Below are 12,311 nucleotides of genomic sequence, written 5' to 3' on the forward strand. Positions count from 1 at the left end.
AGGATTTTTCAAATATTCTAAAAATCTATTAATCTAAGAAGTCTAGATTTAATATCTGTAATGTTCAGGTTTGTAAGGGCCCGCAACAGTTACGCCAATATATTCAGCTTGCTCTTCAGTTAACTCAGTTAATTCTACACCAATTTTTGCTAAATGAAGTTTTGCTACTTTTTCATCTAAGTGTTTTGGTAACATGTACACTTCATTGTTATAGGCTTCAGAGTTATTCCAAAGTTCTATTTGTGCCAAGGTCTGGTTTGTGAACGAGTTACTCATTACAAAACTTGGATGACCAGTGGCACAACCTAAGTTTACTAAACGTCCTTCGGCTAAAACAATAACATCTTTTCCGTTTAAGGTATACTTGTCAACCTGAGGTTTTATTTCAACTTTGGTGTCTCCATAGTTTTCGTTAAGCCAAGCCATATCTATTTCATTGTCAAAATGGCCAATATTACAAACAATGGCTTTGTCTTTTAATGCCTCAAAATGCTCACCTCTAACAATGTCTTTATTTCCAGTAGTAGTAATAACTATATCGGCATTACCTATAACAGTTTCTAATTTCTTTACTTCAAAACCATCCATAGCAGCTTGAAGCGCACAGATTGGATCAATCTCTGTAATAGTAACGATACTACCTGCGCCTTGAAATGATGCTGCAGAACCTTTACCTACATCACCATAGCCGCAAACTACTACACGTTTACCAGCTAGCATAACATCTGTAGCACGACGAATCGCATCAACGGCACTTTCTTTACAACCGTATTTGTTATCGAATTTCGATTTGGTTACAGAGTCATTAATATTGATAGCAGGAAGTGGTAGTGTTCCGTTTTTAACACGTTCGTATAAACGGTGAACACCAGTTGTGGTTTCTTCACTTAAACCTTTAATTCCAGGAACGAGTTCGGGGTATTTGTCCAAGACCATATTTGTTAAATCGCCACCATCATCAAGTATCATGTTAAGTGGTTGCCTGTCTTCTCCGAAGAAAAGGGTTTGTTCAATACACCAGTCAAATTCTTCTTCAGTCATGTCTTTCCAGGCATAAACTGCTGTTCCAGCATCTGCAATAGCAGCCGCAGCATGATCTTGTGTTGAGAAAATATTACAAGAACTCCATGTTACATCAGCACCAAGAGCTTGTAAAGTTTCGATTAATACAGCGGTTTGAATTGTCATATGTAAACAGCCAGCTATACGTGCTCCTTTTAATGGTTGCGTGTCTTTGTACTCTTCACGAAGACTCATTAAGCCTGGCATTTCAGCTTCTGCTAATTCAATTTCTTTTCTACCCCAAGACGCTAAAGTGATATCTTTAACTTTGTTAGGGACATAGGTAAGTGTTTTTGTACTCATATTATTATATTTGTGGGTCTTTAAAGAATTTTTTTGTAAAGATAACGAATAACTTTCATAAAACTAAATGCCTCTTTTTAAATCTATTTTTCCAAATAAGGATACTTGTGTAAAAATCTGGAAGATTTCAGAGTCTTATGCAGAATTAATGGAGCCCTTAGCTTTAACAGATTCTAGTCGAGAACGTGTGGAGAACATGAAGAGCGAGTTGCACCGACGAGGATTTTTAAGTGTGCGGCATCTACTTCGGGAATTTGGCTATACAGATAGTGATTTATACTATGATACTAACGGGAAGCCGCATTTAAAGGATGGTAAAAACATTTCCATAACACATTCTTTTAACTTTTCGGCAGTAATTGTAAGTGACAATTTGGTTGGCATAGATATTGAAAAACAAAGAGACAAGATTACCATAATAGCACATAAGTTTATTGATTACGAAGATGACTATTTGGATGAAAAGGATGAAGAATACAAAAGAAAACTTACCTTAGTTTGGTGCGTAAAAGAATCGTTGTATAAACTTTTTGCAACACCTGGTTTAAGCTTTAAGAACCATTGTTTAACGATACCCTTTAACATTTCTGATGGTTCTACTAAGGCGTGGGTAGATTACAATAATAGGAAATGCCGATATAACATCCAGTTTTTAGAGTTTGAAGGTTTTTCTTGTGCTTATGCTATTTCTTAGATGAAGTCGATTTACAAAAATATTGAGTCTTCAATTCTAAAAGGAGAAAAGCTATTAGCAGTTCTTATAGATCCCGACAAAATGAAACTAGAACAGCTTTCTGGTTTTATGCTTAAACTTAACCAGTCTGTTACCACACATGTGTTTATTGGGGGAAGTAGAGTTAATGCTCAGGCTACAGATAACCTAGTAAAAGAGGTTAAAAAGTATACTCATCTTCCAATTGTTTTATTTCCAGGAGATGTCAATCAGATTTCAGATCAAGCAGATGCGTTATTGTACTTATCATTAATCTCGGGTAGAAACCCCGAGTATTTAATAGGGAAACATGTTCTGGCTATTCCTCGATTACTGGAGATGGATTTAGAAATCATACCCACAGGTTATCTTTTAATAGATGGCGGAAAAAAAACAGCGGTGGAAAGCGTTACAGCCACTAAGTCATTACCTCAAGAAAATACCCAAGATATTATCAATACCGCCAAAGCAGGTGAGTTTTTGGGAATGAAACTAATATATTTGGAGGCAGGAAGTGGAGCTAACATAGCTGTTGCCCCAGAAATAATCAGTAGCGTTAAGGCTTATGTAGATATACCAATTATTGTTGGAGGAGGTATTCGAACAAAGCAACAATTAGATTTGGCCTACAAAAACGGAGCAGACCTAGTCGTTATAGGAACTGCTTTTGAGGAAGACGACTCATTTTTTGATGAATTAAAAAAGTAAAGCATGAAAATATCAGTGGAATTAACATTAACACCTTTGCAAGACGATTTTGAGCCTGCCATCATTCAATTTATAAAAAATTTAAGAGCTTCTAATTTAAAAGTTTTAGAAAACCCTTTGAGCACACAGGTTTACGGCGAGTACAATGAGGTAATGAGTGTGTTGAACAAAGAAATTAAAGAAGCATTCGAACTCATAGATAAGGGTTTGCTTTACATGAAAATCGTAAAATCTGACAGATTCGAATATGAACCCCATTTTTGATTTTTTCTTTGGTCAATATTCAGGTTATCAAACTGTTGATGTTGTTCTGGAAATTACGGCGGTAGTTTTCGGGTTCTTATCAGTTTGGTTTTCAAAACAAAATAATGTTCTAGTGTTCCCAACTGGAATGATAAGTACTGTTATTTTTGTGTACTTGCTTTTAAAGTGGGAGCTTTTGGGTGATATGATGATCAACGCGTATTATTTTATTATGAGTGTATATGGTTGGTTTATCTGGACAAGGAAAGTTGATGAAACTCATGTAACTCCAATCTCTAGGACTACTTCCAAAGAGAAAATGACGAGTGTTTATATATTCTTGGTCACGTTGTTGTTTGTTTTTTTAGTTTATAAGTGTTTTGATAAGTGGACAAGTTGGGTGGCTTATGTAGATACGTTTACTACTGCTATTTTCTTTGTAGGAATGTGGCTTATGGCAAAACGGAAAATTGAAAATTGGATATATTGGATTGTAGGAGATATCATTTCTGTACCGCTTTATTTCTATAAAGGATTTACATTTACCAGTTTTCAATATTTAGGATTCACATTAATAGCTATTTTTGGATATCTAGCATGGAAAAAAACCTTAGACAAGAACCTTCTAATTGCATAAAAATTGTTTTGTTTGGCCCTGAATCTACAGGTAAAACGACTTTATCTAGACAATTAGCCCGACATTACAATACGGTATGGGTGCCAGAGTACGCCAGAGCGTATCTTCAAGATAAGTGGAATAATGAAAGAAAAACGTGCGAGCCCCATGATTTATTGCCGATTGCAGAGGGGCAAATGCGTTTAGAAAACGAGCTATCCAAAAAAACAGATACCGTTTTAATTTGTGATACAGATTTACTGGAAACCAAAGTATATTCCGAGGCCTATTATGTGGGTGCATGTGACCCGCTTATTGAAAAATTTGCATTAGAAAACATTTACGATTTATATTTTTTGACCTATATTGATGTCCCCTGGGAGGCCGATGATTTAAGGGATAAGCCAAACGAAAGAATGCTAATGTTCGAGGCATTTAAAAATGAGTTAATAAAACAAAACAGACCTTATGTTTTGTTAAAGGGAAATAAAAAAGAACGCCTTGAAGAGGCTATAAAACATATTGATAAGCTAATAAAAGACAAAAAGAATGTTCACTGAAAAAGATATTCAACAAATACATGGTAAAGGCATAACGTTCGATCAGGTTAATAGCCAAGTAGAGCGTTTAAAAAACGGAATGACGTATTCTAAACTACTAGCGGCAGCTACTATTGGTAGGGGTATAGAACAGTTCAATGAAGAAGAAGCTAGCGAATATATCAGCCTTTATGAGAACAAACAAAACGATTTATCTATTGTGAAATTTGTACCTGCTTCTGGGGCAGCGACAAGAATGTTTAAGTTTTTATTTCAGTTTTTAGGAGCTTTCAATCCGAAAAAGGAAACTATTTCAGGTTTTATAAAACGGCAAAGTGATGATTTGGTCGGAACTTTTTTTAATAATCTTGAGACTTTTCCTTTTTACAACGAGGTAATAGCTAAGCTAAAAGAGACCCATACAGATTATGAAGGGTTATCAGAAAGTGATAAGGCCCTGGAATTTGTTAAAGCCATGTTGGGCAACGATACTTTAAACTATAGTTTTTTTCCAAAAGGCTTGCTTCCTTTTCATAAGTATGGAGACGCTCCTGTATCTGCTTTTAGAGAACATCTTTTAGAGGCTACTATCTATGCTTCTTCAAACAAAACGGCGAACCTCCATTTTACAGTTTCTCCAAAGCATCATAAGTATTTTGAATCGGAGTTTAGCAAGGTAAAAGAACAACTTACCAAGGAAACAGGTGTTGTGTATAACGTGTCCTATTCTTACCAAAAAGAAGAGACAGAAACACTTGCGCTTACAACAGGCAACACTATTTATAGAAATGAAGACGATTCTATATTATTCAGGCCTGCTGGGCATGGAGCGCTTCTCGAGAATTTAGATGAATTAGATCATGATCTTCTCTTTATTAAGAATATTGATAATATCGTAGTGTCTGATAAGAATGTGGCTATTTCAGAATACAAGAAACTATTAGCCGGTGTTTTGTTAAGCGTTCAGGAAAAAGTATTTGAATATTTAAAGAAGCTGGATGAAGAAGAATGTAATGAAGAGGATTTTAAGATTATAGCTCTGTTTTTGATCCATAGGTTGAATATTGTTTTAGATAGAGATTTTGATGAATTTAGCTTGGAGGACAAAAAAGCGTATTTACATGCAAAATTAAACAGGCCAATGAGGGTTTGTGGTATGGTAAAAAATGAAGGACAACCTGGTGGCGGCCCTTTTTGGGTGAAAGATGCCGATGGAAATATTTCACTCCAGATTGTTGAATTTGCTCAAATAGACTTTAGAAATAAAGACCAACAAGGTATTGTTTACAAGGCTACTCATTTTAATCCAACAGATTTGGTATGTGCGGTTAGAGACTATAAAGGCGCAAAGTTCAATCTTAAAGATTATGTAGATTATGATGCTGCCTTCATAACTATGAAAACTCAAAATGGCACAGACATTAAGGCGCTCGAACTTCCTGGTTTATGGAATGGAAGTATGGCCGACTGGATTTCGGTATTTGTAGAGGTGCCTTTGGAGACTTTCAATCCCGTTAAAACGGTAAACGATCTTCTTAAACCTGCGCATCAATCCGAATAATGTTTGATGAAGAAACAGTATTAAAGGAGCTTTCTTTTAAGGCTTCGAGAAGTTCTGGAGCTGGAGGACAACATGTAAATAAGGTGGCTACAAAAGTTGAATTAACCTTCGATTTATATAACTCTAATGCCTTTTCAGGTTTTCAAAAGAAAAGGCTTGAATCAAAACTACAATCTAGATTAAACAAAGACCACAAACTTATTTTATTCTGTAACGAGACCAGAAGCCAACATAGAAATAAAGAGATTGTTATCGGTCGTTTTCTCAATTTAATAAAGATAGCGCTCACTGTTCCAAAAAGAAGGGTGCCAACCAAGATACCAAAATCCGTAATTCGGAAACGTTTAAAAAATAAGCGAAAACAATCTGAAAAAAAGGCGAACAGAAAGAGACCAAATTTAGACTAATAAAAAAATACTGAAACTTCTGTTTTAATAAAGAATAGGTTGTACATTTGCACCGTTCTCAAAAAGGGGTGCCTATAAGTGGCTGAGATCATACCCATTGAACCTAGAACAGGTAATGCTGTTTAGGAAACGAGCGTCAAAAAAATGTCCAATAGACATTTTTAGCGAGTGCAGAAAAATGTTTTGCATTTTTCCATGAGTTTAAGCACGCTCACATGTATTAATTTTTAACCAAAAGAATAATTACCTCTTTTTATTCGATTATAATTTTTAATCGACATGAAAAATTTATTTCTTTTTCTAACACTTTTAGTGTTGTCAGTCAGCGCTAGTGCGCAACAAAATCAAATTCAACAAGACTCAACTTCAAGAGAAAAATTAGACGAAGTCTTGGTGAAAGCAGTTAGAGTAGATGCCGATTCTCCAATTACGCACTCTAATGTTTCTAAAGAAGAATTGGCAAAACGAAACTTAGGGCAAGACATTCCTACATTACTTAACTATTTACCATCGGTTGTCACTACCAGTGATGCTGGTGCAGGTATTGGTTACTCTGGTATTCGTGTTCGTGGTACAGATGCTACACGTGTTAATGTTACAATTAATGGTATTCCTTACAATGACCCCGAGAGCCAAGGTACATTTTGGGTAAATCTTGGGGATTTTGCTTCTTCAACCGAAAGTTTACAGTTACAACGTGGTGTCGGGACTTCTATTAATGGTTCTGCTGCATTTGGTGCGAGTTTGAATATATTAACCGATGCTTATTCAGATGAAGCCTATGCCGAAATATCTAATAGTTTTGGTAGTTACAGTACCAGAAAGCATACTGTAAAATTGAGTACTGGTTTAATCAATGACCATTTTGAAGTTTCCGGACGTTTTTCTAAAATAGATTCCGATGGTTATATAGATAGAGCTTTTACAGATTTAAAGGCATTTTTCCTTCAAGGGGTTTATAAAGATGAAAATACCTTAATCAAGGCGGTTACTTTTGGTGGTGCCGAAAGAACATACCAAGCTTGGTTTGGTACTCCCTTGGCGAGAATTAATGGAGATACACAAGGTGTAGAAACATTTATCGCCGATAATTTTTTAAGTGATGCTGAGGCAGAAAATCTTAGGAATTCGGATAGAAGATATAATTACTATACCTACGAAGATGAAACCGATAACTATTGGCAAGACCATTTTCAACTACACTGGAATGAAAGGTTCGACAATAACTGGTCTACAAACATAGGTTTAAATTACACCAAAGGAAAGGGGTATTTTGAACAGTATAAACCTGAAGAGTCTGCAGAAGATTTTGCTAATTTAATCGAAGAGGGTTCTGATGTTATAGTTAGAAGATGGTTGGATAATAATTTTTATGTGGCTAATGCCAATGTAACTTACAAGAATGAAGCCGTAGAAATAATTACAGGTTTATCATACAGTACTTATGATGGTGATCATTTTGGTGAGGTAATTTGGGGAAGCGATCTGGCTACGGGAACTCAAATTAGAGACAACTACTATTTTGGAGATGCTGTTAAAAACGATTTTAGTGTATTCTCTAAAGCTACATTCAAATTATCTGATGTTGTAACTGGTTTTATCGATTTACAAGGTCGTTTTGTAGGTTATGAAACAGATGGGTTAAATTCAGACAGGGATGTATTTATTACAGATGCCAATTTTAGTTTTTTCAATCCAAAGTTTGGTTTGACATACAAGCCTAGTGTAAATAATAGTTTTTATGCTTCTTTCGCAAGAGCTAATAGAGAACCTAATAGAGATGATTTTGAGAACGGTGTAACTGAAAATGAAACCTTAAATGATATTGAGCTTGGTTGGAGGCACAATACAGAAAAAGTAGCGCTAAGTACAAATGTTTACTATATGTTTTATCAAAACCAACTTGTGTTAACAGGTGGATTAGATGACGTTGGTAGTCCAATTAGAGCAACTAGTGGAAAAAGTTACAGACTAGGTTTAGAGGTAGATGCCAATGTTAAATTTTGTGATGCGTTTACAACATCAACCAATGTTGCAATAAGCAGAAACAAGAATAAAGACTTCACCTCTTCAATAGATGGAGCATTGGTAAACCTTGGGGATACCAATATCTCGTTTTCGCCAAACTTAATTATTGGTAATGCACTTAATTTCTTTCCCTCCAAAAACCTTCAATTGTCGCTGTTAAGTAAATTTGTTGGTGAACAATATATGGGTAACGTAGACTCTGATGTTTCTAAGTTGGACAGTTATTTTGTAAACGACTTTAATTTGAACTATGTAATTAAACCCAATAGGATATTTGAGTCGATTACCTTAACAGCCTTAGTAAATAATATTTTTAACAAAGAATATGTTTCTAATGGTTATTATTTTACTTTCGATGACACATGGACAGACCCTAATGTTGTTACAACTATTGAAGGTGCAGGATTTTATCCGCAAGCAACAACAAATTATTTAGTTGGAGCCACGCTTAGGTTTTAAATCAAAATAAAGTTAAAGTGTTAAAAGCGACTCAATTTTGGGTCGCTTTTTTAATTAAAAATTAAAAGGGTGTTGCCGTTTCTTTCTATACGGTAAAATTTTAGTGAGCACCTTAGGTTTGGGTTTTCAGTTGGCTCACCTGTTATAAGATTATAAGTATTTTCATCCTCACAGCCAGAGGTCGCAAATAAACCGTTAGGCACTAACACAGAACAATTTGAAGGGGGTTTGTTTGGGTCACTGGCATCCCAAGCAAAAAAATCAAAGCCAGTGCTAGCTACTATAATTCCACCATTTCCTACATTAGGTATATAGACCGAATTTCCTGCAAATTGAAGTTCACTGTATTGTGGTAAACTTAGGTTAATACTTAAGTTTACGTTAATATCTAGTAAAAATCTACAATTTTCATCAACGTCATTCCTCGTGTCACAAGCATTAAATAGTAAGATGAAACAGATACAATAAAGTATTCTCATGTTTTTTTGTGTAAATGAAATGCAATGTACGACAAAAAGCAAACCCATATAAATATTTTGTATATTTGCTATGTAATCTCGTGAAAGCGGGATTTTTCTTTTGTCCCGAACTTGTTCGGGATCTTTATTTAGTTGAAGCCTTGGCTTCCAGAAAGTTAAACGATGAAGTTATGAGTAAAGTATCTTATTACACCGCCGAAGGATTAAAAAAATTAAGAGACGAATTAAATCATTTAAAAGATGTAGAGAGGCCTAAGGCTTCTCAAGCAATAGCCGAAGCCAGAGACAAAGGGGATTTAAGTGAGAATGCAGAATACGATGCTGCTAAGGAAGCTCAAGGTATGCTAGAAATGAAAATTTCTAAAATGGAGGAGACTTTGGCAAATGCAAGGGTTATAGATGAATCTCAATTAGACACTTCAAAAGTACTCGCCTTATCTACAGTTAAAATCAAGAACCAAACTAATGGTATGGAAATGACCTATACCTTAGTTGCAGAAAGCGAAGCCGATTTAAAAACGGGTAAAATTTCTGTGAATTCTCCAATTGGGAAAGGATTATTAGGTAAATCTGTTGGTGATGTAGCCGAAATAAAAGTGCCTAACGGTATCATGAAATTTGATATTATAGAAATAACCAGAGCTTAAATTTTATGGCTTCCTCAATTTTTACAAAAATTATAAACGGTGAAATACCTTGTTATAAAATCGCAGAAACAGAATCGTTTTTTGCTTTTTTAGATATTAATCCCAACAGTAAAGGACATACACTTTGTATTCCTAAGAAGGAAGTCGATAAAATTTTTGACTTAGATGAGGAGACTTACAATGGTTTAATGAGCTTTTCTAGAAAAGTGGCTTTAGCTATTGAGAAAGCAGTGCCTTGTGAACGCGTTGGAATTTCGGTAATTGGCTTAGAAGTTCCTCATGTTCACGTGCATTTAATTCCTTTGCATTCTATGGAAGATGCGCGTTTTATCAAAAAAACAAAGCTAACTCCCGAAGCATTCGAAAATATAGCAAGTTCAATAAGAGCTCATTTGTAATTAGCAGCGTTTCAAGTTAATTTGAATTGTCGTGCCTTTATCTTTTTCAGAACGGATAACCTTTATTTTTCCATTGTGAAAATCTTCAATAATACGTTTGGTCAAAGAAAGACCAAGTCCCCAGCCACGTTTTTTGGTAGTAAATCCAGGTTCGAAAATTTTTGTAAAATGTTTTTTTGGGACACCCTTACCTGTATCGCTAACGTTTATGTTTACATTATCCTCGAGTTGTGAAATTTCAATGGTTAATTTGCCTCGTCCCTTCATGGCATCTATACCGTTTTTTACAAGGTTTTCAATGGTCCAGCTGTAAAGCTGTTTATTCAGCTCAACAGGAATATAATTATCTGGAGCTACCAAGTTGAATTCAATTAAGTTCGAAGCTCTAGATTTTAAGTAGTCGTAAGAGCTAACGGTTTCCTCAACAATATTAGCAGTTTCTAAAGTTGGTAAGGATCCAATTTTACTAAAGCGTTCGGTAATAGTTTTTAATCGGTCAACATCTTTTTCAATTTCTTGAATATATTCTGGATTAACCTGCTCACTTTTTAAAATTTCGGTCCAACCAATAAGAGAGGATAACGGGGTTCCAATTTGATGGGCCGTTTCTTTCGCCATTCCAGACCATAATTTATTTTGAGTTGCATTTTTGTTGCTACTGTAGAAGAAGAAAATTACAGCGCCAAACAAAACTACAATAAGAATTAAAGCCAGAGGATAGTACTTCAACTTGTTAAGTAATGGTGAATTTCCATAATAAATAGTGTTGTATACTTTACCATCGAAAATAACTTCTTTGGGGTCGTTTTCTGTGCTAAATTTTGTTATTAGCTTTTTTATATAGAGTGAGTCCTTGGCTTTTACAGGGTCAATGTTGTTATGATCAATGCTCCCATCGCGATTAACCATGATCATGGGCGTTGTTTTGTTACTGGTTATGACCTTAAGGGGTAAATCTCCCATATCGGAGTTAAGATCTCCGGTTTTTATGATATCCGATTGAGCTTTTGCCCATATTTCTATTTTAACCCGCTCTTCATACTTAAATAACTGAAAAAACTCATAAGTTTTCCATAGAATAAACATCACTATAATAAAGGAGGCGCCTACTATTATCCAGCGAAATGTGTTTTGATGATTAGTTAAATTCATCTAGTTTTTAAATTGAACAGTAATATAATGCAAATCTGTTAATATTATTGCCTGAGTTGTTAGTAAATAGGTTTTTAGTTGCTATTGATATTAGTTACATTTGTTAAAACGAAAAAGTTTTATGGCGTCATTCGAACCAAAAGACTTGTCAACCAGTAAATTGCATAGCTATTTATTGGGTGCTGTAGCTCCCAGGCCAATAGCATTTGCAAGTACCGTTGATAAAGAGGGTAGACCTAATTTGTCGCCTTTCAGTTTTTTCAATGTGTTTAGTGCTAACCCTCCTATTTTGGTTTTTTCGCCAGCACGAAGAGTTAGAGATAATACCGTAAAACACACATTAGAAAATGTTCTTGCTACTAAAGAGGTAGTTATAAATATTGTGAATTTTGATTTGGTACATCAAGTGTCATTAAGTAGTTCGGAATACCCAAAAGGCGTTAATGAATTTGAAAAAGCTGGATTGAGCATGCTTAAGTCTGATTTGGTAAAGCCTTTGAGGGTAGCTGAATCTCCAGTGCAGTTTGAATGTAAGGTTAATGAAGTAATAACATTGGGGAGTGAAGGTGGTGCAGGCAATTTAGTAATATGTGAAGTATTAAAACTACACATTGATGACGATGTGTTGAATGATGACCAATCCATAAACCAAAATAAGTTAGATTTGGTCGCGCGTGCTGGTGGGGCTTATTATAGTAGGGCAAAAAAAGGTTTTTTTGAGATTCCTAAACCCATATCAACTTTAGGTATTGGTGTTGATAGTATGCCAGAACATGTAAAGAATAGCATGATTTTAACTGGTAACGATTTAGGGATGTTAGCAAATGTAGATAAGTTACCGAGTGCTGAAGAAGTCAATGCTTTTATTGAAAGTGTTGCGGAGAATTACCCTAATATAAAAACAGCTACTCACAGGGAAAAACACAAACTGGCCCGTAATTATTTGAGTTTTGGAGATGTAGAAAGTGCTTGGAAAATATTGTTAAGTAAATAAGTA

The 12,311-nt window shown here is 35.1% G+C and carries 14 protein-coding genes; 11 read left to right on the forward strand and 3 right to left on the reverse strand.

What is annotated here, in order from left to right; genetic code table 11:
• Window positions 1–48 precede the first annotated feature (48 nt).
• Window positions 49–1,365, reverse strand: coding sequence for an adenosylhomocysteinase (gene ahcY, locus M0214_RS07485; RefSeq protein WP_248724846.1), 1,317 nt, complete (start codon window positions 1,363–1,365; stop codon window positions 49–51).
• Between the two features lie 67 nt (window positions 1,366–1,432).
• Here ahcY and M0214_RS07490 point away from each other — a divergent pair, with 67 nt between their 5' ends.
• From M0214_RS07490 to M0214_RS07525, 8 genes are all read left to right on the forward strand, one after another.
• Window positions 1,433–2,059, forward strand: a complete 627-nt coding sequence (locus tag M0214_RS07490) for a 4'-phosphopantetheinyl transferase superfamily protein (RefSeq protein ID WP_248724847.1) — start codon at window positions 1,433–1,435, stop codon at window positions 2,057–2,059.
• Window positions 2,060–2,785, forward strand: coding sequence for a geranylgeranylglyceryl/heptaprenylglyceryl phosphate synthase (locus M0214_RS07495; RefSeq protein ID WP_248724848.1), 726 nt, complete (start codon window positions 2,060–2,062; stop codon window positions 2,783–2,785).
• Between the two features lie 3 nt (window positions 2,786–2,788).
• Window positions 2,789–3,049: a thiamine-binding protein gene (locus M0214_RS07500; protein ID WP_248724849.1), complete on the forward strand. Its 261-nt coding sequence runs from the start codon at window positions 2,789–2,791 to the stop codon at window positions 3,047–3,049.
• The gene (gene pnuC, locus M0214_RS07505; protein ID WP_248724850.1) at window positions 3,033–3,665 is read left to right on the forward strand and encodes a nicotinamide riboside transporter PnuC; all 633 of its coding nucleotides are present in this window, start codon (window positions 3,033–3,035) and stop codon (window positions 3,663–3,665) included. Before M0214_RS07500 ends, pnuC begins: the two co-directional genes overlap by 17 nt.
• A complete protein-coding gene (locus M0214_RS07510; RefSeq protein WP_248724851.1) occupies window positions 3,626–4,204 on the forward strand; it encodes an AAA family ATPase in 579 nt (192 codons plus the stop codon). The genes pnuC and M0214_RS07510 overlap by 40 nt, the downstream gene beginning before the upstream one ends.
• Window positions 4,194–5,744, forward strand: a complete 1,551-nt coding sequence (locus tag M0214_RS07515; protein WP_248724852.1) for a DUF4301 family protein — start codon at window positions 4,194–4,196, stop codon at window positions 5,742–5,744. The genes M0214_RS07510 and M0214_RS07515 overlap by 11 nt, the downstream gene beginning before the upstream one ends.
• Complete coding sequence (gene arfB, locus M0214_RS07520) at window positions 5,744–6,151, forward strand: alternative ribosome rescue aminoacyl-tRNA hydrolase ArfB (protein ID WP_248724853.1); 408 nt, start codon at window positions 5,744–5,746, stop codon at window positions 6,149–6,151. The genes M0214_RS07515 and arfB overlap by 1 nt, the downstream gene beginning before the upstream one ends.
• A 279-nt stretch (window positions 6,152–6,430) precedes the next feature.
• Complete coding sequence (locus M0214_RS07525) at window positions 6,431–8,638, forward strand: TonB-dependent receptor (protein WP_248724854.1); 2,208 nt, start codon at window positions 6,431–6,433, stop codon at window positions 8,636–8,638.
• Window positions 8,639–8,688: 50 nt separating this feature from the next.
• On the opposite strand, the gene M0214_RS07530 is transcribed toward M0214_RS07525, so the two are convergent.
• Window positions 8,689–9,117 carry a hypothetical protein gene (locus M0214_RS07530; RefSeq protein WP_248724855.1) on the reverse strand — a complete coding sequence of 143 codons (429 nt, stop codon included), beginning with the start codon at window positions 9,115–9,117 and terminating at the stop codon, window positions 8,689–8,691.
• Between the two features lie 170 nt (window positions 9,118–9,287).
• On the opposite strand from M0214_RS07530, the gene greA reads away from it, so the two are divergent.
• Both greA and M0214_RS07540 read left to right on the forward strand, forming a co-directional pair.
• Window positions 9,288–9,764: a transcription elongation factor GreA gene (greA, locus tag M0214_RS07535; protein WP_248724856.1), complete on the forward strand. Its 477-nt coding sequence runs from the start codon at window positions 9,288–9,290 to the stop codon at window positions 9,762–9,764.
• Between the two features lie 5 nt (window positions 9,765–9,769).
• Entirely contained in the window at window positions 9,770–10,162 is a 393-nt protein-coding gene (locus tag M0214_RS07540; RefSeq protein WP_248724857.1) for an HIT family protein, read from the forward strand.
• Here M0214_RS07540 and M0214_RS07545 read toward each other — a convergent pair whose 3' ends face one another.
• Window positions 10,163–11,314: a PAS domain-containing sensor histidine kinase gene (locus tag M0214_RS07545; protein ID WP_248724858.1), complete on the reverse strand. Its 1,152-nt coding sequence runs from the start codon at window positions 11,312–11,314 to the stop codon at window positions 10,163–10,165.
• A gap of 121 nt (window positions 11,315–11,435) precedes the next feature.
• Here M0214_RS07545 and M0214_RS07550 point away from each other — a divergent pair, with 121 nt between their 5' ends.
• Entirely contained in the window at window positions 11,436–12,308 is an 873-nt protein-coding gene (locus tag M0214_RS07550) for a flavin reductase family protein (RefSeq protein WP_248724859.1), read from the forward strand.
• Window positions 12,309–12,311 lie beyond the last annotated feature (3 nt).

The sequence above is a fragment of the Seonamhaeicola sp. ML3 genome, from assembly GCF_023273855.1.
GTDB lineage: Bacteria > Bacteroidota > Bacteroidia > Flavobacteriales > Flavobacteriaceae > Seonamhaeicola.